A 23,060-nucleotide genomic window follows, 5' to 3' on the forward strand; every position below is an offset into this window, starting at 1 on the left:
TTAATACACTATGAATAATTTAAAAAAAGGAATATTATTCGCGACACTGTTTTCGAGTCTCTTTTTTATAGGCTGCAGTAATGATGACGATGATGATGATTTAATAGGAAACTGGGTTAAAAAATCAGCATTTGACGGACCTGCAAGATCTAGTGCCACAAGTTTTATTATTGGAGATTATGCTTATATAGCGACTGGATATACCGGCGATGAATATTTGAAGGATTTATGGGCATACAATTCTACAGGGGACTATTGGGAACAAAAAGCTGATTTCGCAGGAGTTGGAAGAAGTTCTGCTTCAAGTTTTGCATTAAACGAAAAAGGATATGTAGGTCTTGGTTATGACGGAACTAATAAATTAAAAGATTTTTACCAATACGATCCCACAACTAATAGCTGGACACAAAAAACAGACTTTGCCGGGACCGGCCGTTACGGAGCAGTAGGATTTCAGGTTGGTGGAAAAGCCTATTTTGGAACCGGTTATGATGGAAATTATCTTAAGGATTTTTATCAATACAATGATCAGACAAATACCTGGAGCATTGTAAACGGATTTAGCGGAAATAAAAGACGTAATGCTACCGTTTTTATAATTGCTGATAAAGCTTACCTGGGAACCGGAATTAACAATGCTGTTTATCAGGAAGATTTTTGGGAGTTTGACCCCGCCACAGATGTATGGACAAAAAAACGTGATATCGATAAAGATGAAGATGATGACGATTCATACAATGATGATTATGCAATTGTTCGTTCTAATGCATCAAGTTTTGCCATGAACGGATTGGGTTATATTGTTGGAGGAGAAAGTGTGAGAACAATTTGGGAATACAATCCGTCGACAGATTTATGGGTTGAAAGAACTGCAATGGAAGGCGCATCAAGAACAGATGCTGTTGGTTTTGCTGTTAATAATCGCGGATTTTATATGCTCGGAAGAACTGGTTCCAGCTATTTTGATGATGCCTGGGAATTTAAACCTACTGAAGAACAAAATGATGATGATAATTAATACTAAAAAGCAACTCTTCTGGAATAAGATCCAGAAGAATTTGCTGTTTTTTATACTTGTTTTGTTGTTGACAGCCTGTACCAGAAAAGAATCATTTAAAATGGAAACATTTAAAACAAAGTCTGGATGGGGTTATTCAATCGCCAGTAACGATAGAGTTTTAATCAAACAATCTCTTATACCGGTGATAAACGAAACCAAAAGCTTTTTTTCTGAAAGCGATGCATTAAAAGTGGGCACTTTGGTGGTAGATAAACTCAATAAAGACTTATCACCGACAGTAACAAAAAATGATTTAATTTTATTAAAAATAAAATTATAAATGAATATAGATACCATCAAAAATACCAGCTCAAACAAAATCCTGTTCCATAGTATAATATGGACTTTCTTTATTTTGACCTCATTAATTCAATTTTACGAAAGCCCGTTTAGAATCAACAATGATTTTTACGTACAATGGGTTACAGGAATCATTTTGTTTTATCTGAATTATTTTTATTTGGTACCCGTTTTACTTTTAGAAAAAAAATACTGGCATTATTTTGTTTTTGTTTTTGCTCTCATAGCCCTTTTTATGACTATTAGGATTAACTATTTTATTCCGGATTTTAAGCACATTAAGCCAAGAAACATGCTTCCTCCGCCTGAAGATATTAAATTCATTTACAAAGGACCACGAGTAAGATCAATAATGGCCACGAGACAGCCTTGGTTTTTTAAAATTGCTCCTTCTTTATTCTATATTCTGATTATTACGATTAGTGCTATTATTAGAACACTAACAGAATTTTACAACAATCAACAAAACAAATTAATTGCCGAAACACACCGAACAAATACTGAATTAATTTATCTGCGTAAGCAAACTAATCCGCATTTTTTATTTAATTCTTTAAACAGTATCTATTCGTTGGCACACAAAAAATCTGATTTGGTCCCTGATGCCATCGTAACATTATCTGAGTTAATGCGGTATATGCTGTATGAAACAGATAACAAAACGGTGGCTTTAGAAAAGGAAATTAATTATATCCAAAATTACATTGAACTACAAAAACTTAGGCTTAACGACATTGAGGACATCGTTATAAATGTTCATGGTGATACCAGAAATAAGTTCATAGAACCTTTGTTGCTGATTTCGTTTGTTGAAAATGCTTTTAAATACGGAACTGATTACAAAGGTGCAGCTCACGTAAAAATTAAAATTTTTATACACGAAAACAGTTTAGATTTTTGGATAGAAAACACCATAGAAGATTACAGGAAAGATCCCGAAAACTCAGGAATTGGGCTAGCTAACATAAAAAGCCGTCTGGACTTACTATATCCCCACGCGCATCAATTAGATATAACGCAGGACAATCAGTATTACCGTGTTCATTTAAATTTAAAGTTAGATGAAATTCAAACATCAATAAATTAAAAACAACTGATTATGGACAGAAAAAAATTCATTCGAAACGGTATTTTAGGAATTGCATCCCTTGCAACAGCCTCTAAACTACTGGAATCCTGCTCAAAAAACGATAATGACAACTCGGGTTCCAACTCATCAACAGATGGAAACTGCACTGTTTCTCCTGCTGAAACAAAAGGTCCTTTTCCTATAAAAACACCAAGCCAATTGGTTTTAGAAAATATAAAATCAGACAGAATTGGAGTTGCTTTACTTATTAACCTAACGATTGAAAATAAAAGCAATAATTGCGCTCCATTAGAAAATGTTTTGGTAGATGTATGGCATTGTGATAAAGATGGAAACTATTCAGAATACGGAGGAACTTCTATGCAGCAAACCAATTATACAGAAGTTCATTTTTTAAGAGGTAGACAAACTACCAATGCAAAAGGAGAAGTATCCTTTCTTTCAATTTTTCCAGGCTGGTACCAAGGAAGGGCACCACATGTACACGTTGAAATATTAACAGCAACTGGTTCTTCATTGTTGGTAACACAAATTGCTTTTCCTGAAAATGTTTCAAGCGAAGTATATTCGAGCACCAATTATGTTGCACACGGTCAGGCCGATACTTCAAACACAAGAGATAATGTTTTCTCTGATAGTTTAGATGATGAACTGGCCACATTAACCGGAAATCTAACAGATGGCTATACCTTAAGCAAAACCATAACGGTAAATGCTTAATTTAAGTTTAAAGCAGTAATTTATGAAAACTTTAAAACTTAATTTACTGGTTTAAAACTACTTTTGAAGACCAAAACAAATTTAACGATCTAATACTGAAACAGATGAAATGTGTAATTATAGATGATGAACCTCTAGCGGTAGAATTATTAGAAGATTTTGTCCGAAAAGTAGATTCATTAGAATTGGTCAGCACTTTTAATAATGCGATCGATGCTGTTTCATTTATCAATCAGACGAATATAGATTTGATATTTTTGGATATTCAAATGCCTCATTTTTCGGGAATAGAATTTCTAAATACTATTGAAAAAAAACCACTGATCATTTTTACAACTGCCTATTCTGATTATGCAGTTGAAGGATTTAATCTTGGTGCCGTAGATTATTTGGTGAAACCAATTCCGTTCCATCGATTTTTAAAATCTGTAGTTCGTGCCCAGCAAATTTTCAATCCTGCAGCCACGGTTCAGGCTATTTCTGAAAATACTACAGCTCCCGAATTAGAACAGGATTTTATGTTCGTAAGAGCTGAATATGAGAACGTAAAAATGAATTTCGCAGATATTCTATTTATTGAAGGCCTAAAAGATTATGTAAAAATCTACACAACCGATAATAAATTTACGCTAACCTTAATTAGCTTAATAAAATTAGAAAATTTACTTTCCAGCAAAGGATTTTCGAGAATTCACAGGTCTTATATTATCAATATTAAGCACGTAAAATCAATTCAGAAAAATAAGGTTTTAATAAGTGATAAACGAATTCCGATTAGTGAGAGTTATAAAAATACCTTCTTTGAAAAAATCAACTTATAAGTTTTAAATTCCAAAAAACACAAATTCCAAATTCCAAGAATGTCTGACAACGATTGGAATTTGGAATTTCTATTTTGATTTTTTAAAAAAATTTATTTTTCGTTTTTAAACCAGCCCGAATACATTACATAATTGTTTGAAATACGCTCAATTTCGCCAGCGAAATCAGATTGGTCAATATCTTTCACTTTTTTGGCAGGAACTCCTGCATAAATACTTCCTGAAGTCACAATAGTATTTTGTGTCACAACCGCTCCTGCGGCTACAATTGCATTGCTTTCAATTACACAATTATCCATTACTATAGCGCCCATTCCTATTAAAACATTGTCCTGAATAGTACAACCATGCACAATTGCATTGTGACCAATAGAAACATTGTTACCTATAATAGTTGGATGTTTTTGATAGGTGCAATGAATAATGGCCCCGTCCTGGATATTAACTTTGTTTCCAATCTTAATGAAGTGAACATCACCCCGAATTACAGCATTAAACCAAACACTGCAAGATTCGCCAAATGTAACATCGCCAACAATGGTAGCGTTTTCGGCAACATAACAATCCTCTGGAATTGAAGGCGATTTTCCGTTTACAGATTTAATTAGCATAAAAAATTAATTAATAGCAGGACAATTACAATCGTAACGTTCCTTTTTACAAAATAAATTGATACCCAAAGTAATTTGATGATACCCTCCAGTATCAAATTTTACATCGCCCATCACTTGTGAATACGTATAAGCGAACATAAAGTTATTATAATTTATACCAATAATTGGCGTAAAATATTGCAATTTTTGAGATGAAACTCCGCTTCCAGAAACATATTGTGCACCATCAAAACTTCTTCTATAAGATAGCGCTGCCCACAAACTTCCGAAATCCATGTTTTTGTAAGCTTTCATATTTAAATCAATTGATTTCTCCTTAGTCTGATCAAATATTTGAAGCAATACGGAAGGTTCCCAAGTGATTTTATCGCTTTTTCCAAAAACATATCCAGCGCTTAAAAGATATTTTCTAACGTTATCACTTTCTAAATCGCTGTACAATTCTTTTCTGGTTTCAATTAAACCCTGAACAGTAGCATGCGCGTAGAAATTTAAATAATTGTAGGAAGCACCAATATCTAAATTAAAATAGGAATCTTTTTGAATTTGTCCTGAAATAAGCGGATCATAATCTGTTCCAAATGCTGTTTCGTCTAATTGATTTTGGATCACACCTCCACTAATACCAAAAGAAAGCTGATTTAGATCAATTTCATCCCTGGAAAACATGATATGATGTGCATACGTAAGCTTTAAACCCTTTTGAGAATGATAGCCGTTTTTATCATTAAAGACAATAATTCCCGCTCCTGATCTCTCGCCTATTCGACCATTAAAACTCAACGTCTGAAGTTCCGGCGCATCGTCCTGACCAAACCATTGTTTTCTGGCTGTTAGTCTTATTTTAGCACAATTTGCTGCTCCGGCCATAGACGGATGAATCAAATAATAATTATCTGATAAATAGTCTGAATAAACAGGAATGCCTTCTTGCGAAAAAGAGTAAAATGAAGTTAATAAAAAAATAAATAAAACCCTGATTCTAAATTCCATAAAGGCATTTTTGTTTGAATAAATTATAGACTCTTAATTTAATCCGATTAGTTATAATAAGAATCTTAATTATTTTATTAAAAAATCAAATATAGCTATTAGTAGAAAATAACTTTAGTAAATTTGTAAAAAATTACACATCATGACAAAAATCACCATAAAAGAAACTCAAAATCCAACTATATTAAAATTTGAATTTGAAGATTTCATTACTCAAAACCAAAATTTTGAGTTTAAAAATATTGATGAGGCACAGGAATCACCTTTAGCACAACAATTATTTTACCTTCCGTTTGTAAAAACAGTTTATATTTCAGGAAATTTCATCGCAATCGAAAGATACAGCATTGTAGAATGGGAAGATGTTCAGGATGCTGTTGCAGAACAAATAGCAGCATTTGTTGACAAAGGTGGTATTATTATTAAAATCGACGAAAACAAGGCAAAAAAACAACCTATTACTGTTTATGGGGAAACAACTCCAAATCCGGCGGCTTTAAAATTCGTTGTAAGCAGAATGTTAACCAGAAACCCTGTAGAATATAAAAATATTGACCAGACGGCTTCTTCTCCATTGGCAAAAGAATTATTTAAGTTCCCTTATGTAAAAGAAGTTTTCATTGATGAGAATTATATTTCGGTAACTAAATATGACATTAATGACTGGGATGAAATCACGTTGGAAGTTAGAACTTTTATCAAACAATTTATCGAAAACGGAGGAACTGTTTTAGATGAAAGTTTAATTGAAGTTGCTACGAAAAATGATGTTACGAAAGACGAAGCTTTTGATAAATTGGATGTAACATCACAACAAATCATCAACATCCTGGAAGAATACGTAAAACCGGCAGTTGCTGCTGACGGAGGAAATATTGCTTTCGATTCTTATAACGAAGAAGACAAAACAGTTAAAGTTATTTTGCAAGGTGCCTGCAGCGGATGTCCATCATCGACTTTTACTTTAAAAAGTGGAATCGAAAACATGTTGAAAAGTATGTTAAATGATGAAGCGATTAAAGTTGAAGCCTTAAATGCGTAAAAAATAATTTCAGAAAATACCAAAAGCGTTCGCCAATAGCGAGCGCTTTTTTTATTACTGCCTATCTCCTTACATTTCAATAAATTATTCCAACAATAACACTATAATTCTGTAAAAAAGTTTAATATTGTATTTCTAATCAATCAATTATAAAACTATGGGATTATCTTCATTTTTCAAGAATTTATTTGGCTCGGCCAAAGAATCTGCAACAGATTTAGCCAACCAGGCCGAAAGTACTTTTGAGCAGGCGAAGGAAGCTGCCGCTCCTTATATTGAAAAAGCAGAGGCTTTTACAGAAGAAACTATCGCAAAAGCTAAAGAAGCCTCAGAGCCAATTCTGGAAAGTGCCGCAGAATACGCACATCAGGCAAAAGATATCGTAAGTGAATATGTGGAAAAAGCAACAGATTCTATAAGCGATGTAATTGATTCTGTAAAAGAAAAAGCAAGCGATATCAGTACGGATACAAAGACAATTGCTTCAGAAACTGTAGTTGATGCCAGTGAAACGGCGGCAACTGTTGAAGATAAAATTATTGACGAAACTAAAGAGAAGGAATAACTACTTATTTTTCTTATAGAAGAAATATCTTTATATTTGCACCACTAATACACCTTCTCATTTTGAGAAGGTTTTTTTATTCAATAAACATGATGAGTCCAGAACAAATTAGTATTTACGTCACTAAATTTATTGACGTACTTGTTGATTATGCGCCAAAATTAGTTTCGGCATTTTTAATTTTATTTGTCGGTATTTATGCCATCCGATTAATAAATAGAATTATTACAAAAGTAATGGTTCAAAGAAATTTAGATCCTACATTAACAAAATTCCTTTCGGATATTTTGATATGGGCGCTTAGAATTTTGCTATTTGTAACCTTTATTTCAAAATTGGGTATCGAAACCTCTTCCTTTGTTGCCATCTTAGGAGCAATGGGTCTTGCAGTTGGTTTATCATTACAAGGTTCACTTTCTAACTTTGCGGGCGGAATGTTAATTATCGTTTTCAAACCTTTTAAAGTTGGCGATACGATCGAGGCGCAAGGCGTTATAGCAACTGTAAGTGAAATTCAGATTTTTGTTACCAAAATGCTTACCGCTAATAATCAAACTGTTTTTGTTCCAAACGGCGCATTATCTAACGGAACGATCATTAATTATTCTATGCAGGGAGAAAGAAGAGCCGATTTGACTTTTGCCGTTTCGTATGATTCAGACATCAAAAAAGCGAAAGAAGTTCTTTTAGATGTTTTAAATAAAAATCCTAAAGTACTTAAGAAACCTGCTCCTGAAGTTTTTGTAAAAAACCTAACAGCTAGTGCTGTAGAATTTTCAGTACGCCCGTGGGCTAAAAATGTAAATTATGGTGTTGTTTTTTCTGAAACTCTGGAGAATTGCAAAACAGCTTTAGATGAAGCCGGAATTTCAGTTCAACCGTATACACTTCAAAAATAAAAAGGTTTTTATTGTTTTTTTGATGGAGGTGCCATCATAAAATCTTTTAAATAATAAGGTTCAAAATAAGCGACATCTACAGTGTCGCTTTTTTGATATTTATCAAAACTGATTTTACTCATCGCTGAAGCAGAAGGGTATTTTATATCTTCCAGAAAAACAAAACTATCTTTTGTTAGAACAGCTTTGCATTTATCAGCACAATCTCCCACGAAATACAATTTTTCTGTAAAATCTTTAAAAGAATCTTCTGTAATAACTTCTGCCAGAATTTCTCTTTCAACTTCCAGATTTGCATTAAAAATTTCACTGTAAACTTCCATTCGTCTGGCATCCAGCATTGGAATTATTTTTCCGTCAGTAACTTTTGCCTGAGAAGCCAAAGTTTGTAATGTATCGACAGCAATCAGTGGAATATTTAAGGCAAAACACAATCCTTTTGCCGCCGAAACTCCAATGCGCAAACCTGTATAAGAACCAGGCCCCTGACTTACCGCAATAGCAACTAAATCATGAACTGTGATTCCTGCCTCCGCGATTGCTTCTTCAATAAAAACATGGAGTTTTTCGGCATGCGAATATCCCTCTTCTGCAATTTCCTTACATAAAATTGTTTCACCATTTTTTGCAATTGCTACAGAACAATTTTTTGTAGCCGTTTCGATATTGAGAATAAAAGACAAAGTATTATTATTTAAATGTTAATTAAAAGTTTTTATAAAGTAACTAGAAATCCCTGCAAATACAAGCATAAAAACAAAGAATATTATATAAGCTACACAAAAGTTAACTATGAGAAAGCCCAGATAAATTACCGCTTTTCTTCCTGAAGAGAAATACACATATTCTTTATTATAATATTCACCTTTATAGATTCTATAATGTATAAATATAAAAAAGAGCAGTGCCATTATAAATCCCCCTCCTAAACCATAAATCATCTCATAAGACAATCCACCATGCAAAGCAATAATCATATTTCTAATTGAATTTATTTCTTAGGAACATCAGCTTTTTTAAGCTTTACTTTATCACCAGAATTCAATTCTTTTGAAACTGTAGTGTAAGGTCCCGTAATAACAACATCTCCTGATTTTAATCCAGACATTACTTCGATATTGGTGTCGTCCTGAATACCTGTTTTAATAACTCTGATTTTAGCTTTATCACCAACTTTCACAAAAACACATTCGAATTTTTTGTCGCCTTTTGGTACTACTTTTTTCTCATTAGGATCTTCTACTTTAAAATCTTTAACAGCAGCAGTATCTGATTTTACAACCACTGAACTAATAGGCACGGCCAATACATTTGCTTTTGTTTTGGTAAGAATATCAACTGTAGCAGTCATACCTGGTCTAAACGGAGAGTAAGAGCTCGGTTGTCCTTCTAATAAATCCTGATAAGACTCTTTTAGAATACGAACTTTAACTTTGAAATTAGTAACCTGATCTGACGTTAAAGTAGTACTTGCAGAGTTAGAAATGCTCGTTACAGTACCTTTAAATTTCTTTTTTAAATAAGCATCAACTTCAACATTGGCTTCATCACCAATTTTCACTTTAACAATGTCATTTTCATTAACATCAACTTCAACTTCCATGTTGTTTAAGTTTGCGACTCTCAAAAGCTCTGTTCCTGCCATTTGTTGCGTACCTAAAACACGCTCTCCTAATTCAACATTCAATAGCGAAATAGTACCATCCGCAGGAGCATAAATTAAAGTACGTCCCAGATTGTCTTTTGCCTCTGTTACAGACGCCGAAGCACTCTGGACATTGTAATAAGAACTTTGTTTCGTCGCTTTAGCAACTTCAAAAGTTGCAATTGATTTATCCCAATCAGACTTTGAAATTACTCCTTTATCATATAACGTTTTATTACGCTCGTAACTTGCTTTTGCTTCTTTAAAATTTGCTTCAGACTGCGTTAAGCTGGCTTTAGTTCCTGATAAATTAGCAACAGATCTATCCAATCCAGATGTATATAAATCCGGATTTATTTTTACTAATAAATCTCCTTTTTTAACGACCTGGCCTTCTTTTACATTTAGTGCAATAATTTCACCTGAAACCATTGATGAAAGTTTCACCTCAATTTCCGGTTGAATTTTCCCTGTTGCCGAAACTGTTTCGACAATAGTTGAAGCCATTACTTTTGAGATTTCTACTTCTTTTCCTTCATCCTTATTTCCTATTACTCCCGATTTCGAAAGACCTACTAAAACTGCAATAATAACTACCGCGCCTCCTATCAAGAAATAAACTGTTTTTTTTGACATAATAAATTATTTTGTAATAATTGGGACAATTGGAATTCCAAAATAGAATTCAAGTATTTTTATTTTAAAAATATAATCGTATTTCGTTCTGATAACATCAGACTGCGCATTAGTTAACAATGTCTGAGCCTGTGTAAAATCAAAAGAATTCATTAAACCAACATCATACTTTTCTTTAGCATAATTGTAAGCCTGTTGTCTTGCTTCTAATGTTACAGTTGATGACTCGTATGTATTTAATGCTCCTTTTGCATTTGTAAAAGCAGTATAAACGTTACGTTGCAAATCTAAACTTTTTTGTTCTAAATCTATTTTAGATTTTTCCAAATTAACTTTATTTCGTTCGACATTATTACGAACTGAGAAACCGTTGAAAATTGGAATTTGCAAATCTAATCCAAAGCTATGCCCCTTATTGTCACTAAACTGATCAAAAACAGGAGCTGGAGGCGCATAAGTTGGCTCATTCGTCACTGGATCTATTCCTGTAACAACATCACTATAACTGGCATTTGTACGAAAAGAATAAAACCCTGAAAGCCTTGGCTGATAAGCCCCTTTAGCAATTGTTACATTTTTCTCAGCAATTTCAAGATTAGTTTGTGCCAATTTTAATTCTGTTCTTGTTTCTTTTGCTTTGTTGTAAATATCAATTGGGCTTTTGGCCATGATATTATTTTCATCTTTCGCATTTGTATCATCAATTACATCAAAATCTGCAAATTCTTTTAATTGCAAAAGCTGCGCTAAACTTAATTTTGAAATAAGTAGATTGTTCTCTGAAACCGTAATCGCCTGCTGATCCGTTGCAATGGTAGCTTTTAAATCATACAAATCTCCTCTTGGAATAGTTCCTGCATTTACCATTTCTTCAGAACGTTTCAATCGCTTTTCATCAATTGACAATTGCTCTTTTCTTACTTTTAAATCTTCTTTATAAGATAAAATCTGAAGAAATGCATTAGCAACATTTAATGAAATATCTTCCTGCATTTTCAGCAATTGATATTGAGAGGCAATTATTGATAATTTTGCTCTTCTATAAGTATTTTGATTTTGTAAACCTTTATAAATATCTACACTTGAATTAACACCTAATGACGTATACTGCGTGGTTTGTGTACTCGCAAGATTAGTAACAGGATTTACATTTCGACCAATATTCCAGGAATGAGAAGCACTACCATTTACAGTAGGGAAGTAACTGCCAAATGCATCTTTTTTATCAATATCTACATTTTTAACATCTAACTCTGATAATTTAATCGTGATATTATTGTCTAGAGCATATCGTACACACTCTTCCAGTGTCCATTGTTTTGTTTGTGCCTGGGCTGATAACCCAAACCCGAAAAGTATAGCAAAAGCCAGACTATTATATTTATTTATTTTCATATATTTTGAATGAAAGCATAGTAGAAACACTACGCAAATTTAACATTTTTTAAAACCAAAAAAATCCTTATACTTTCAATTATTTCTTCTCTCCTTCGCTAATCAAGCCCTGATTCCAGATTTTAATTTTATCAGAATTTTTGATACCGCTTTTAACCTGAACGTATATCCCGTCGCTCACACCAAGGACAAGATCCTTTCTTTCAAACTTCTGAGGAGCAGTCTCTACTTCAACATATGGTTTTTGTGTTTTCTTGTCAAATTGAACCAATGATTCTTTGATCGCCATTACTTTATCTGCTTTTTCTAAAATAATAGATGCATTTGCACTTAATCCAGCTCTGATAAAAGTAGCATCCCTGTTTTCTAAAGAAGCTTTTATTTCAAACTGAATTGCGCCATTTTCTACTACTCCTTTAGGAGCGATATCTGTTAAAACTGCTTCAAATTTTTTATTTTCAATTGCACCAACAGTAATTTCAATTGGCATTTGAACTTTGATTTTCCCTACTTCAGATTCATCTATTTTTCCAATAAAAATCATTCTGCCAACATCAGCAACACTGGCAATTGTAGTTCCTTCATTGAAATTATTACTTTCAATAACCTGATTTCCAACTTTTACGGGAACCTGCAAAACCATTCCGTTTACTGTTGAACGAATTAAAGTATTAGCATAACTTCCCAATGATGTTGTAGTTCCTGTTTTTACAATATCCAAACTTTGTCTTGCAGCCACATAATTTTGTTTCGCCTGAGTATAGGCTAACTGAGCTGCGTCAAAATCGTTAGCAGAGATTACCTCTTTTTCAAATAAGGTTTTTTGTCTTTTATAGATTTTCTCCTGATTATCTAAAGCAATTTTAGCTGTTTGCACCTGATTTTGGGTACTACTTACGTTAGATACATTAGCAACAACTCTAATCTTAGCAATCATGTCGCCTGCTTTAATTTTCTCACCAGCTTTGATGTATACTTCTTCAATAATACCCGAAATATTTGGCTTGATTAAGACCTCTTCATCAGGTTGAATATTACCCGTTGCAATGGTGGTTTTTACGATCGTTTTAATCTCTGCTTTCTCCGTTTTAAAAACGATTGGAGATTCTTGATTTTTAGCATACAAATAGTAAAGTGCGCCAAAGAAAACTATAGCAATAAAGATTAAAATGGTTACGGTTACTCCTTTTTTCATTTTGTTTTTGGTTTAATCGATTATATTTTGATTGATAATTTATTCTGTTCGTAAAGCATCTACAGGCTTCACATTAATTGCGGTCTGTGCCGGAATAAATCCTGCCAACAAACCAGATCCTACTAATATTAATAATGCCACAAATACTACTCCTAAATCAACACTAGGGTTAGCAAACATAGTGTTACTATCGGGGGGCATCGAATCTAAAATCATATTTAAAATAGCAATGATTCCCGTTGCGACGGCAATACCAAACATACCTGAAATGATAGTCAAAAATATTGATTCTGATAAAATTTGTCCACGAATAGCACCAGGTGTTGCACCTAAAGCCCTACGAATTCCAATTTCCTTAGTACGTTCTTTAACTACAATAAGCATAATATTGGAAATTCCGATAACACCTGAGATCAAAACCAGTGTTCCAACAAAATAGGCAATGATTTTTAAGATATCAAACAAACTCTGCACTTTATTGAATTGCTCATACAAATCAAAATTACCTACTGCACGATCATCAGCCGGGTTTATCGAATGAAGTGATTTTATAAGCTCAAGTATTTTTGGTTTTAAATCTGTTATTGAAGTTTCATCCTTTGCCGTAAGTGCCATCCAGCCCACCTTGTCTCCGTAATTAAATGCTTGCTGGAAAGTCGTAAACGGAACAAAAATATTTTTTTGTTCCTGTTCTGCATTTCCGCCTTGTTGTTTAGAATGGTAAACACCAACTACCATAAAATTAACTCCGTTAACTTTTATATATGTTCCAACAGCTTCTTCTTCTTTTCCGTATAGTTCACTGATAACACCTTTTCCAATTACAGCAATTTTTCTTCTTTCATTAATATCCTGCTGATTTATAAAACGTCCTTTAATGATATCCATCGGTTGTTGCTTGATAAGCTCCGGATAATCACCATAAACTGTGAATGCTGAAGTTTTTGTACCTCGCACTACATTATTTGTCCCATTAAAATCTCCTAATTGATTTCTTGGCGAAACATATAATAAATCTGGCAAAGCTGCTTTTAAAGCTGCTACATCACTATTCCTAAAGTCATAACGACGAACCTTTGGCAAACCTTTATATGCCTTAGAAGTGGTCTGACTCCACATAAACATAGTATTTGTGGCTATTCCGTCAAAACCTTTTTTGATACCATTTTCTAAACCATTTCCTGCCGCCAATAATATTACCAAAATAAATATACCCCAAAACACACCAAATGCAGTCAGAGTCGTTCTGAAAACGTTGGCTGTTAAAGCCTGTAAAATCTCGTCCCAATTATCTTTCTTAAACATAATTATTCGTCTCTAAGTGCTACAATAGGTTTAATTTTGGCTGCTCTGTATGCTGGGAAAAATCCTGCCAATGCTCCCGCAAATACTAGTAGAGCAAGTGTTGTCAATGCCACACTGAAATCGACTTCGGGATGTTGAAAATATTCACTTTGAACCATCGGGCCAACAAACTCCAACAATAATAAACTTGCCAGAAGTCCAACAAAACCAGCAATGGTCGTAATAAAAATCGACTCATGAAGAATCATTGAAATAATTGAAAACGGAGATGCGCCAAGTGCTTTTCTGATTCCAATTTCTTTTGTTCTTTCTTTTACGATAATCAACATAATGTTACTTACCCCAACAACTCCGGCAATTATAGTACAAATTCCTACCCACCAAAAAAACAATCTGATATAAAGATTCAAATCATAAAATTGCTTGGCATCTTCAACTGAATTATAAACACCAACACCACCATCATCTTCAGGAGCTACCATATTTCTGCTTTTCAGCAAATCCTTCAAATCTTGTGTGAATTTTTTAGATTGTGCTAAAGCTTCATCATAATCATTTGTTTTTTTCATCGTAAAAAACAAATTGCTTATTTTATCTCCACCACCAAAAGCTCTTTGGACAGTTGTTAAAGGTAAATATGCTCTCGCTTCTTCTCTTTCTCCTCCCGGATCAGTAAAAACTCCAACTACTTTAAAATTAATGCCATTGATTATAATTTCTTTACCCAGAGCGTCTTTGTCTTTAAACAAATCTGTTTTAACTTTCATTCCAATACAGGCTACCTTTTCATTATTGGCTAAATCTGAGCTATTTACATAACGCCCCTGAACTATTACAAGGTTTTCAATTCCGCCATAATCTGGAGTAACACCTCTGTATTGATAACTTCCTGATTCTTTTCCGTATGAAAATGCACCTCCCCAAAAATTATAGGTTGATGCTCTCATATCTAACTTATCATCAAATTTCTGTACAGATTGATTATAATCGGCGTCTCTATACTGAATTTGTCTTCCCGGATTCAACCCTTTATACTCTTTTGTAGTCGTTCCGGACCAAACTTCAATAATACCGGCTGCATCACGCTCGAATTGTTTTTCAATTCCGTTCTGAAGCCCCTTTCCCGCACCTAGCAAAATCACCAAAATAAAAATACCTGAAGCTACAGAAATTCCTGTTAAGAATGTTCTTAACCTATTTTTGGAGATTGCTTCGAATATTTCTTGCCAACGCTCAATATTAAACATAAGATGAAGCTCTAACTTGTTCTACCTTTTTATCATCGATAATTAATCCATCTTTCAGGACCACATTTCTTTTGCACATTGCGGCAATATCAGGTTCGTGTGTAACGATCAAAATGGTTTTTCCTTCATCGTTAATTCCTTGAATAAGTTCCATAACCTCGTACGAAGTTTTGGTATCTAAAGCTCCTGTTGGCTCATCGGCTAATAAAACTTTTGGATTTGAAGCTAACGCCCTGGCGATTGCAACGCGTTGCTTTTGACCACCTGAAAGCTCATTTGGTAAGTGGTGTGAATGTGAACCCAAACCCACTTTCTCCAAATATCTCATTGCGATTTCATATCGCTCTTTTCTCTTTATACCTTGATAATATAATGGCATCGCCACATTATCTAATGCACTTTTATAATTAATCAAATTAAAAGATTGAAAAACAAAACCTAAAAATTTGTTTCTGTATTTAGAAGCAATCGTCTCGTTCAATTTTTTAATAGGAGTTTTATCTAAAATATAACTACCAGAATCAGCCTCATCCAAGATTCCTAAAATATTAAGAAGTGTAGATTTTCCTGATCCGGATGACCCCATGATAGCAACCAGCTCGCCTTCTTCAATATTAAAATTTATTCCTTTTAACACATGTAATTCTGAACTTCCCATTTTATAGGATTTATGTAAATCTTTGATTTCGATCATGGTACTGTTAAATTTTAAAACAATAATAACATTTTTATTAAGTAATTTATGGTAAGAAAACGTTAATAATTTCGTTTTGATATTACAATAAGACTCGATTCTTTATCAAATGTTACACATTTTTAAGATAATATAATTGTTTTCTTAATTTTGCATCAGTCAAAAAAATCTTAATGATGAAGTTTTTATCCATTTTCTCTTTATTCACGGCACTTACACTACTTTCCGGATGTTCTACATCTCAAAAATTAGAAACGTTAAAACCAGAACCAGATGATGCAAGTCCGCTCGTTTATGATGCAAATCCCTCCTTTATCAACCTTCCAATAACGGTAAAATTGAGCGATATTGAATATCAGACCAACTCAATTTTAAACGGATTAATTTATGAGGACAATAATATCGAAGATGATGATATTGAAATGAAAATTTGGAAGCAAGCTCCAATAAAAATTCAAAATGATCCTGCAAATCCTGATAAAAAGATAAAAACAATCCTGCCATTAAAAGCAACTATCAAATATCGAATTGGAACAAAAAAACTCGGAGTTGAACTTTACGATACTCGTGAATTTAATCTGAATGGTGTTATTACTTTATCAAGTGAAGTTGCATTAACAAATTGGAAATTAAACACTAAAACCGAATTCAAATCTTTAGATTGGAACGAAAGTCCAACAATGCAGGTTTTTGGAAAAAATATGCCAATAACATACTTAGTAAATCCTGCAATTTCTATTTTTAAATCTAAAATTGAAAAGAAAATAGATGAAGCAATTGAAAAATCAATGGATTTTAAACCGAATGTTTTATCTGCTTTAGAAAAAATATGCACACCATTTCAAATGAGTGACACTTATGAAAGCTGGTTGCGAATTACTCCTGTTGAAATCTATTCGACAAATGCAAAACTTAAAAATGATTTGTTCTTACTAGACATGGGAGTAAAGTGTAATATGGAAACTATCGTTGGCAAACAACCCGAATCTAAATTCAATGCCAATAAAATTATCCTAAAACCTGTTGCTAAAATTCCAAATCAGATTGCTGCTAATATTGCCGCAATTTCAACCTATATTGATGCTTCTAAAATTATGACTAAAAATTTTGCTGGTCAGGAATTTGGTTCAGGAAGCAAAAAAATAACGGTGAAAAATGTCAGCATCTGGCACAAAGATGGTAAAATGGTTATTGCTTTAGATGTTTTAGGATCTATAAACGGAACGCTTTATTTAAATGGATTTCCACAATATAATCCTCAAACAAAAGAAATCTATTTTGAGAAGCTAGATTATGTTTTAGATACCAAAAGTAAATTAATGCGCACAGCAAGCTGGCTGGGTCAAGGATACATTTTAAGAAAAATGGAAGAAAGCTGTCGTTATTCTATTCAACCCAACTTAGAAGAAGGTAAAAAAAGCATGGCAACTTATCTTAAAAACTACTCTCCGATGCCGGGTGTATTTGTAAATGGAAAAATTGAAGATATTCAGTTTGATAAAATTCAGTTAACCAATCAGGCTATCATAGCATTTATAAAAATAAGTGGAACGGTCAATGTTTCTGTTGATGGATTGAAATAAAATATAAGTGAAGCCAAAAAAGAAAAAAGCAGTATAAAATTATACTGCTTTTTTCTTTTTTGATTGATACATTCTATAAATCAGAACACCAATAATTCCAACAAGTAAATACGGAATTACCATTAAATAAACGATTCCGTCATTTACTGCTTCCGCCTTTTTTGTGTTTGAATCTCCTGCAAGCGCCGCACGGCACATAGCGCATTGAGCATTAACTGCAAGAGAAAAGAACGTGAAGAAAAGAACATAGAAATATTTAGTTGACATTAATTTTCTAACTCCACCTCTATTTTCCATTCTATTTTCTTTATTCTTTATTCTATTTTCTATTTTATGCATAATAAGGAGAAATCATTAAGTAAACCACTACACCTGTTACAGCTACATATAACCAAAGTGGAAAAGTTATTTTAGCTATTTTTCTGTGTCTATCGAAACTTTTTGATAACGCTCTCACATATGAAATTAAAACCAAAGGAATAATCGCTATAGACAATAAAATATGCGTTATCAAAATAAAGAAATATACATAACGTATCGCTCCTTCTCCTCCAAATTTAGTAGAATCAGCCGTCATATGATATGCAACATACATTACTAAAAAGGCTACAGACAACGCAATTGCCGAAGTCATTAATTGCTCGTGAAGTTTACGCTTTCCATTTTTAATAGCCAAAACAGCCCATATCAAAACGATTGCTGTAATTCCGTTTATCGTAGCGTAAATTGGAGGTAAAAACGAAAGCGGTTCAACATTAATTCCAAAGTCTTTTAACTTAACTCCAAACAAGATAGCAACCACAACCGGAATTACAATTGAAACAGCAACAATTAATTTGCTGAATTTTTTTTCTAATGAATTATCTTCCATTTTATTCTTCTAATAGTATTTTAATGTCTTCCTGAATATCTCTTACTCCTTTTTTATCTAGTCCGTCGTAATATAAAATTGGGTTTCCAAATTCATCTTTGCGACAACGAATATTTCCATCTTTATCAATTAAAGCAAACAAACCTGAATGCTCAAAACCACCATTTACCTTTGCATTTTCTCCTGCATACAAGTTGAATCCTTTGTTTGACAGATCCATTATTGTTGCTTTATCACCCGTTAAAAAATTCCAGTTCGACGATTTTACCCCTAACAACTTTGCATGATCTTTTAAAACTTGCGGTGTATCATGAGCCGGATCAATTGTAATGGATACAATTCCAAAGTTTGGATTTCCGAAAAAAGTTTTCTCAATCTCCAGCATACTCAAATTCATCTTTGGACAAATAGAAGGACATGTTGTGAAGAAAAACTCTAAAACATATACTTTCCCTTTATAAGTTTCATTTGATACTTTAGCGTTATCCTGATTAGTTAATTCAAATTTTGGAGCAGGACCGATTGTCAACAATTTAGCATCCGATTTTGAAGATTTCAAACCTACATTATCCAAACGATTTCCTTTTACGATCTCACCATTTTTAATTCTGTCCACAATTTTTGGCACCGCATAAATTCCGAAGATTAAAATGATAAATGAAATTCCGATATATGATTTGTTTTTAAACATATTTTAAAGATTAAAGTTCTTTTGTGGCATTGTGATTCTTTTTTAAAGCAGCGCGATATTCATATAAAATGATTTTAAAATCATCGAGCATTTCATTGCTTAACTCAGATGGATGAAAAGTATTATAACCTTCTTTATACTCGTCTTTCTTATCTTTAGAAGCACCTTTTCTACCTCTTAAATTTCTTGCTTTGTCTACGATATAAACATTTGAAGTTCCAAGATTTTGATCTAGTTTTCCTTTCAAATGCAATTGATCATAAAAGTTTTTAATTTCCTGAGGAGAAGCAAAAATAAAATGCCAGCCAGATACATCTGTAAAAGCACCTAAAGATTCCACTATTTTCTGCGCATCGTTTTCTGTTCCTAAAGGACAAACAACTACAAACTGCAAATCTTTAAAGCCATTATAACGTTGGTAAATTTTCTCATTCAGATTGAAAAAATTTCCTCTGTTTTTTAGAATTTCAGAGCCTGAAAAACCAAGAATAGTAATCTTATTATTTAAGGTTACTTTTTCTCCTTTTAGTGATTTCCAATTACCAAAGTCAGCAATTTTAGGAGTTATTGTTGGAAGTTTAGTAAAACTATTTACTCCTGAAGCAAAAAATAAATAGGCTACAATCGGCAGAACAAAAAGTACAAAGAGAACTATATTTTTTTTCATTATATTAACTGGAAGTTATTGAAGTACAAAAATAAAAAAAGCTCCGTTAAACGGAGCTTCTTTTCGAATTAATATCATGTTAAAAATTCCATTTAATAGTAGAATCTTTAAAAACCCCATAAATATAATGTCCTTCTGTCAATAGAATAAACAATAAATATAAAACTAGGAAAATAACTGGCGATACAACAGACCACCTAAGGCTGCTTTTTTCACCTTCCATGTGCATAAATGCCCATACTATATAATAAGCTTTGAAAATTGTAAGGATATAGAAAATCCAGTTCAACAAATTCAAACCTACAAAATGATTAAATTCTAATGATTCTGGCTTTAAAATACCCAGGATAACTTCTACTGTAGTTACTACTGAAAGCAAAGCAAAAACAAACCAGATTCTTTTTGTATTTGATACGTGTTCGTGTGACATAATAATTAAAATCTAAAATTAAACTAAGTAGAAAACTGTAAATACAAATACCCAAACTAAATCGACAAAGTGCCAGTATAAACCAACTTTCTCTACCATTTCGTAGCTTCTTCTTTTCTCGTAAGTTCCCAATAATACATTAAAGAAAATGATGATATTGATAATAACTCCAGAAAATACGTGGAATCCGTGGAATCCTGTAATGAAGAAGAAGAAATCAGCAAATAATTTACTTCCGTATTCGTTTCTTGTTAAGTTAGCTCCTTCTACTACATATTTTGCAGTACTTAGACGAGACTCAGATTCTGCTCTTGTCAATACTGTTTTTTTCTTTTTATCAGTAAGTTGCTCCGTTCTGATTAATAATTCAGGATGTGCTTTAAAACCAGCCTGTACTTCAGCAACTGAATAAGTAGGTTGCGTTTCTGCATCTTCAACAAACCACATACCGTGTGATCTTGTAAGTGCTTCTCTTTGTTCTGGCAATTTTACCGCAAATTTTTCAAGAGCTACTCTGTTACCTTGTGCATCAACAAACTGCAATAAACCTCCACCTGCTGTTTCAACCGCTCCGTATTCACCTTTAATGAAGTTTTTCCACTCCCAGGCTTGAGAACCAACGAAGATTAAACCTCCAATAATAGTTAAGAACATATAAACAGCAACCTTTGTCTTTTTCAATTGGTGACCTGCATCAACAGCCAAAACCATCGTTACAGATGAGAAAATCAAAATAAAAGTCATTAAGGCTACATAATACATTGGAGCCGAAACGCCATGCATAAATGGGAAGTGAGTAAACACTTCATCAGCCAAAGGCCATGTTTCAATAAATTTAAATCTAGAAAAACCATAAGCAGCAAGGAATCCAGAGAATGTCAAGGCATCTGATACGATAAAAAACCACATCATCATTTTACCATAACTTGCTCCTAATGGCTGGATATCTCCGCCTCCCCAAGTTTTTTCGTCGTTATTTGCAGTAGTAACTGTCGCTTCCATAAAAGATATTCGTTAAAAAGTTCCCAAATTTACGTTTTTTTCTTATTTAAAGAAATATAAAAATAAAAATAAATATACCCATAATAAATCCAAAAAGTGCCAATACATCGCACCTAGTTCTATACCAAGAGTTTGAGTCGAATTGTATTTTTGTTTAAAATGATTATAAATTATAATTAAAAGTGAAATTAGTCCACCAGCCAAGTGTAACAAGTGTGTAACGGTAACTACATAAAGAAAAGTTGTAGTAATTGAACTACCTTCTCCTGTAAAATAATAACCACTTTCTACGATTTGTCCAAAACCAACAAATTGCAAAACCACAAATAAAATTCCTAACGCTAATGTTCCTAAAAGTAATGCTGTTGTCGCGCTTCTGTTATCTTTCTGAATAGCCTTTTTCGCCAAATAAAAAGTAACACTACAACCAATAATAACAGCTGTACTGTAATAAAATGCTGTTGGCAATTCAAAATTCTTCAACCAGTCAGCTCTTGATTTACTTACTACAAATGCACTTGTAAGTCCGGCGAACATCATGGTCATACTTACCATGGCGAATAACAAAATCAGTTTAGCCGATTTTGCTTTTCGTAATTGTTCCTCACCTGTTGTCATTGTCATTTCCATAACTATCTTAAAAATTTATCTACAATATATACTATTTGTAATAGTGATATGTACGAAACACTCACCAACATTAATGTTCTTGCTGCTTTTGCTGTTCTCAATTTATATAAACGAACTGCATAAAACAACATCCACAGACCTAATAAGAATACAATGATTGCAGCAATTGGGCTAATAAACAACTGCCCCGTAAAACCTAAAACCGGCAGTAATGAAGCTATTATTAACCAAACTGTATATAATATAATCTGCAATGCTGTGCCTTTATCTTTTTTACCTGTTGGAAGCATAAAGATTCCAGCTTTCTCGTAATCTTCATATAAAAACCATCCAATAGCCCAAAAATGAGGGAATTGCCAGAAAAACTGAATCAAAAACAAAGTTCCGGCTTCAATACCAAACTCTCCTGAAGCAGCCACCCAGCCTAACATGAACGGAATCGCACCAGGAAACGCACCAACAAAAACTGACAACGAAGTTACCGTTTTTAATGGTGTATAAATACTTGTATATAAAAATATTGAAATTGCAGCAAACATTGCCGACTTCGGATTTATTGAATACAACAAACCAATTCCCAAAATAGTCAGCAGACTTGCTACAAACAAAGCTACTTTTGGCGACATTCTTCCAGACGGAACCGGGCGATTTTTTGTACGATCCATTAACGAATCAATATCTTTTTCTATCACCTGATTAAAGGCATTCGAAGCCCCAACCATACAATATCCTCCTATAGACAAAATGATCAAAACACTCCATTTAAAAGGGTGTTGATCATTTACACCCAATAAATATCCCGCAATCGAGGAAAACAAAACACTAATAGCTAATCCTGCTTTAGTTATTTCTTTAAAATCTTGAAATATTGATTTAAATGAGAATGTGTTTTTTGTAGTATTCAAACCGTTATTGTTTGTATGTTTTTTTTGAGTGGTGCAAATGTACAAATTAGATTGTAGAAT

26 protein-coding genes are annotated in these 23,060 nt (G+C 33.1%); 9 read left to right on the forward strand and 17 right to left on the reverse strand.

Annotated elements, in window-relative coordinates:
• Positions 1-10 precede the first annotated feature (10 nt).
• From BUA98_RS20295 to BUA98_RS20315, 5 genes are all read left to right on the forward strand, one after another.
• On the forward strand, positions 11-1,018 hold the full coding sequence (locus tag BUA98_RS20295) for a Kelch repeat-containing protein (RefSeq protein ID WP_072975459.1): 1,008 nt from the start codon (positions 11-13) through the stop codon (positions 1,016-1,018).
• Positions 1,019-1,118: 100 nt separating this feature from the next.
• Positions 1,119-1,340 (forward strand): DUF4907 domain-containing protein, encoded by a 222-nt coding sequence (locus BUA98_RS20300; protein ID WP_244279241.1) that lies wholly within the window; start codon positions 1,119-1,121, stop codon positions 1,338-1,340.
• Entirely contained in the window at positions 1,341-2,447 is a 1,107-nt protein-coding gene (locus BUA98_RS20305; protein ID WP_072975461.1) for a sensor histidine kinase, read from the forward strand. It abuts the gene before it with no gap.
• A gap of 12 nt (positions 2,448-2,459) precedes the next feature.
• Complete coding sequence (locus BUA98_RS20310) at positions 2,460-3,170, forward strand: dioxygenase family protein (protein ID WP_072975463.1); 711 nt, start codon at positions 2,460-2,462, stop codon at positions 3,168-3,170.
• A 104-nt stretch (positions 3,171-3,274) separates the two neighbouring features.
• Positions 3,275-3,991: a LytR/AlgR family response regulator transcription factor gene (locus tag BUA98_RS20315; protein ID WP_072975465.1), complete on the forward strand. Its 717-nt coding sequence runs from the start codon at positions 3,275-3,277 to the stop codon at positions 3,989-3,991.
• Positions 3,992-4,083: 92 nt separating this feature from the next.
• On the opposite strand, the gene BUA98_RS20320 is transcribed toward BUA98_RS20315, so the two are convergent.
• Together BUA98_RS20320 and BUA98_RS20325 are read right to left on the reverse strand one after the other, a co-directional pair.
• The gene (locus BUA98_RS20320) at positions 4,084-4,602 is read right to left on the reverse strand and encodes a gamma carbonic anhydrase family protein (RefSeq protein ID WP_072975467.1); all 519 of its coding nucleotides are present in this window, start codon (positions 4,600-4,602) and stop codon (positions 4,084-4,086) included.
• A gap of 6 nt (positions 4,603-4,608) precedes the next feature.
• Positions 4,609-5,598: a PorP/SprF family type IX secretion system membrane protein gene (locus tag BUA98_RS20325; protein WP_072975469.1), complete on the reverse strand. Its 990-nt coding sequence runs from the start codon at positions 5,596-5,598 to the stop codon at positions 4,609-4,611.
• Between the two features lie 142 nt (positions 5,599-5,740).
• Here BUA98_RS20325 and BUA98_RS20330 point away from each other — a divergent pair, with 142 nt between their 5' ends.
• The 3 genes from BUA98_RS20330 (at position 5,741) to BUA98_RS20340 (ending at position 8,104) form a co-directional block, all read left to right on the forward strand.
• Positions 5,741-6,640: a NifU family protein gene (locus BUA98_RS20330; RefSeq protein ID WP_072975471.1), complete on the forward strand. Its 900-nt coding sequence runs from the start codon at positions 5,741-5,743 to the stop codon at positions 6,638-6,640.
• 157 nt (positions 6,641-6,797) lie between these two features.
• Positions 6,798-7,205: a hypothetical protein gene (locus tag BUA98_RS20335; protein ID WP_072975473.1), complete on the forward strand. Its 408-nt coding sequence runs from the start codon at positions 6,798-6,800 to the stop codon at positions 7,203-7,205.
• 92 nt (positions 7,206-7,297) lie between these two features.
• On the forward strand, positions 7,298-8,104 hold the full coding sequence (locus tag BUA98_RS20340) for a mechanosensitive ion channel family protein (protein WP_244279242.1): 807 nt from the start codon (positions 7,298-7,300) through the stop codon (positions 8,102-8,104).
• A gap of 8 nt (positions 8,105-8,112) precedes the next feature.
• Here the strand turns inward: BUA98_RS20340 and tsaB are convergent, their stop codons facing one another.
• The 7 genes from tsaB to BUA98_RS20380 form a co-directional block, all read right to left on the reverse strand.
• On the reverse strand, positions 8,113-8,787 hold the full coding sequence (gene tsaB, locus BUA98_RS20345) for a tRNA (adenosine(37)-N6)-threonylcarbamoyltransferase complex dimerization subunit type 1 TsaB (protein WP_072975476.1): 675 nt from the start codon (positions 8,785-8,787) through the stop codon (positions 8,113-8,115).
• Between the two features lie 308 nt (positions 8,788-9,095).
• The gene (locus tag BUA98_RS20355) at positions 9,096-10,385 is read right to left on the reverse strand and encodes an efflux RND transporter periplasmic adaptor subunit (protein WP_072975480.1); all 1,290 of its coding nucleotides are present in this window, start codon (positions 10,383-10,385) and stop codon (positions 9,096-9,098) included.
• Positions 10,386-10,391: 6 nt separating this feature from the next.
• Positions 10,392-11,780, reverse strand: a complete 1,389-nt coding sequence (locus BUA98_RS20360) for a TolC family protein (RefSeq protein ID WP_072975482.1) — start codon at positions 11,778-11,780, stop codon at positions 10,392-10,394.
• Between the two features lie 79 nt (positions 11,781-11,859).
• Positions 11,860-12,975, reverse strand: coding sequence for an efflux RND transporter periplasmic adaptor subunit (locus BUA98_RS20365; RefSeq protein WP_072975483.1), 1,116 nt, complete (start codon positions 12,973-12,975; stop codon positions 11,860-11,862).
• 39 nt (positions 12,976-13,014) lie between these two features.
• Complete coding sequence (locus tag BUA98_RS20370) at positions 13,015-14,280, reverse strand: ABC transporter permease (protein WP_072975485.1); 1,266 nt, start codon at positions 14,278-14,280, stop codon at positions 13,015-13,017.
• Between the two features lie 2 nt (positions 14,281-14,282).
• Entirely contained in the window at positions 14,283-15,527 is a 1,245-nt protein-coding gene (locus BUA98_RS20375) for an ABC transporter permease (RefSeq protein WP_072975487.1), read from the reverse strand.
• Positions 15,520-16,221, reverse strand: a complete 702-nt coding sequence (locus BUA98_RS20380) for an ABC transporter ATP-binding protein (RefSeq protein WP_072975488.1) — start codon at positions 16,219-16,221, stop codon at positions 15,520-15,522. Before BUA98_RS20380 ends, BUA98_RS20375 begins: the two co-directional genes overlap by 8 nt.
• A gap of 176 nt (positions 16,222-16,397) precedes the next feature.
• Between BUA98_RS20380 and BUA98_RS20385 the strand changes: the two genes are divergently transcribed.
• Positions 16,398-17,804 (forward strand): DUF4403 family protein, encoded by a 1,407-nt coding sequence (locus BUA98_RS20385; protein WP_072975585.1) that lies wholly within the window; start codon positions 16,398-16,400, stop codon positions 17,802-17,804.
• Between the two features lie 39 nt (positions 17,805-17,843).
• Here BUA98_RS20385 and BUA98_RS20390 read toward each other — a convergent pair whose 3' ends face one another.
• From BUA98_RS20390 to cyoE, 8 genes are all read right to left on the reverse strand, one after another.
• Complete coding sequence (locus tag BUA98_RS20390; RefSeq protein ID WP_244279243.1) at positions 17,844-18,101, reverse strand: hypothetical protein; 258 nt, start codon at positions 18,099-18,101, stop codon at positions 17,844-17,846.
• A gap of 34 nt (positions 18,102-18,135) precedes the next feature.
• Entirely contained in the window at positions 18,136-18,675 is a 540-nt protein-coding gene (locus BUA98_RS20395; protein ID WP_072975490.1) for a DUF420 domain-containing protein, read from the reverse strand.
• 1 nt (position 18,676) lies between these two features.
• Complete coding sequence (locus BUA98_RS20400; protein ID WP_072975491.1) at positions 18,677-19,366, reverse strand: SCO family protein; 690 nt, start codon at positions 19,364-19,366, stop codon at positions 18,677-18,679.
• A gap of 10 nt (positions 19,367-19,376) precedes the next feature.
• Positions 19,377-20,033: a hypothetical protein gene (locus BUA98_RS20405; RefSeq protein ID WP_072975493.1), complete on the reverse strand. Its 657-nt coding sequence runs from the start codon at positions 20,031-20,033 to the stop codon at positions 19,377-19,379.
• 79 nt (positions 20,034-20,112) lie between these two features.
• The gene (locus tag BUA98_RS20410; protein WP_072975495.1) at positions 20,113-20,463 is read right to left on the reverse strand and encodes a cytochrome C oxidase subunit IV family protein; all 351 of its coding nucleotides are present in this window, start codon (positions 20,461-20,463) and stop codon (positions 20,113-20,115) included.
• A gap of 18 nt (positions 20,464-20,481) precedes the next feature.
• Positions 20,482-21,465 carry a cytochrome c oxidase subunit 3 gene (locus BUA98_RS20415; RefSeq protein ID WP_072975497.1) on the reverse strand — a complete coding sequence of 328 codons (984 nt, stop codon included), beginning with the start codon at positions 21,463-21,465 and terminating at the stop codon, positions 20,482-20,484.
• A 42-nt stretch (positions 21,466-21,507) separates the two neighbouring features.
• Positions 21,508-22,095, reverse strand: a complete 588-nt coding sequence (locus tag BUA98_RS20420) for a cytochrome c oxidase subunit 3 (RefSeq protein WP_072975499.1) — start codon at positions 22,093-22,095, stop codon at positions 21,508-21,510.
• A 2-nt stretch (positions 22,096-22,097) separates the two neighbouring features.
• A complete protein-coding gene (gene cyoE / locus BUA98_RS20425; protein ID WP_072975500.1) occupies positions 22,098-23,000 on the reverse strand; it encodes a heme o synthase in 903 nt (300 codons plus the stop codon).
• Positions 23,001-23,060 lie beyond the last annotated feature (60 nt).

Source organism: Flavobacterium saccharophilum, assembly GCF_900142735.1.
Taxonomy (GTDB): Bacteria; Bacteroidota; Bacteroidia; order Flavobacteriales; family Flavobacteriaceae; genus Flavobacterium; species Flavobacterium saccharophilum.

Excerpts from the sequence above, each read along its gene's own strand:
- BUA98_RS20400 (WP_072975491.1), bottom strand. The coding sequence starts at position 19,366 with ATGTTTAAAAACAAATCATATATCGGAATTTCATTTATCATTTTAATC.
- BUA98_RS20330 (WP_072975471.1), top strand. The coding sequence starts at position 5,741 with ATGACAAAAATCACCATAAAAGAAACTCAAAATCCAACTATATTAAAA.
- BUA98_RS20360 (WP_072975482.1), bottom strand. The coding sequence starts at position 11,780 with ATGAAAATAAATAAATATAATAGTCTGGCTTTTGCTATACTTTTCGGG.
- BUA98_RS20370 (WP_072975485.1), bottom strand. The coding sequence starts at position 14,280 with ATGTTTAAGAAAGATAATTGGGACGAGATTTTACAGGCTTTAACAGCC.
- BUA98_RS20325 (WP_072975469.1), bottom strand. The coding sequence starts at position 5,598 with ATGGAATTTAGAATCAGGGTTTTATTTATTTTTTTATTAACTTCATTT.
- BUA98_RS20380 (WP_072975488.1), bottom strand. The coding sequence starts at position 16,221 with ATGATCGAAATCAAAGATTTACATAAATCCTATAAAATGGGAAGTTCA.
- BUA98_RS20310 (WP_072975463.1), top strand. The coding sequence starts at position 2,460 with ATGGACAGAAAAAAATTCATTCGAAACGGTATTTTAGGAATTGCATCC.
- BUA98_RS20335 (WP_072975473.1), top strand. The coding sequence starts at position 6,798 with ATGGGATTATCTTCATTTTTCAAGAATTTATTTGGCTCGGCCAAAGAA.
- BUA98_RS20305 (WP_072975461.1), top strand. The coding sequence starts at position 1,341 with ATGAATATAGATACCATCAAAAATACCAGCTCAAACAAAATCCTGTTC.
- BUA98_RS20365 (WP_072975483.1), bottom strand. The coding sequence starts at position 12,975 with ATGAAAAAAGGAGTAACCGTAACCATTTTAATCTTTATTGCTATAGTT.
- BUA98_RS20390 (WP_244279243.1), bottom strand. The coding sequence starts at position 18,101 with ATGGAAAATAGAGGTGGAGTTAGAAAATTAATGTCAACTAAATATTTC.
- BUA98_RS20410 (WP_072975495.1), bottom strand. The coding sequence starts at position 20,463 with ATGTCACACGAACACGTATCAAATACAAAAAGAATCTGGTTTGTTTTT.
- BUA98_RS20300 (WP_244279241.1), top strand. The coding sequence starts at position 1,119 with ATGGAAACATTTAAAACAAAGTCTGGATGGGGTTATTCAATCGCCAGT.
- BUA98_RS20315 (WP_072975465.1), top strand. The coding sequence starts at position 3,275 with ATGAAATGTGTAATTATAGATGATGAACCTCTAGCGGTAGAATTATTA.
- BUA98_RS20405 (WP_072975493.1), bottom strand. The coding sequence starts at position 20,033 with ATGAAAAAAAATATAGTTCTCTTTGTACTTTTTGTTCTGCCGATTGTA.
- BUA98_RS20395 (WP_072975490.1), bottom strand. The coding sequence starts at position 18,675 with ATGGAAGATAATTCATTAGAAAAAAAATTCAGCAAATTAATTGTTGCT.
- BUA98_RS20295 (WP_072975459.1), top strand. The coding sequence starts at position 11 with ATGAATAATTTAAAAAAAGGAATATTATTCGCGACACTGTTTTCGAGT.
- BUA98_RS20385 (WP_072975585.1), top strand. The coding sequence starts at position 16,398 with ATGAAGTTTTTATCCATTTTCTCTTTATTCACGGCACTTACACTACTT.
- BUA98_RS20420 (WP_072975499.1), bottom strand. The coding sequence starts at position 22,095 with ATGGAAATGACAATGACAACAGGTGAGGAACAATTACGAAAAGCAAAA.
- BUA98_RS20340 (WP_244279242.1), top strand. The coding sequence starts at position 7,298 with ATGAGTCCAGAACAAATTAGTATTTACGTCACTAAATTTATTGACGTA.
- BUA98_RS20355 (WP_072975480.1), bottom strand. The coding sequence starts at position 10,385 with ATGTCAAAAAAAACAGTTTATTTCTTGATAGGAGGCGCGGTAGTTATT.
- BUA98_RS20320 (WP_072975467.1), bottom strand. The coding sequence starts at position 4,602 with ATGCTAATTAAATCTGTAAACGGAAAATCGCCTTCAATTCCAGAGGAT.
- BUA98_RS20375 (WP_072975487.1), bottom strand. The coding sequence starts at position 15,527 with ATGTTTAATATTGAGCGTTGGCAAGAAATATTCGAAGCAATCTCCAAA.
- BUA98_RS20415 (WP_072975497.1), bottom strand. The coding sequence starts at position 21,465 with ATGGAAGCGACAGTTACTACTGCAAATAACGACGAAAAAACTTGGGGA.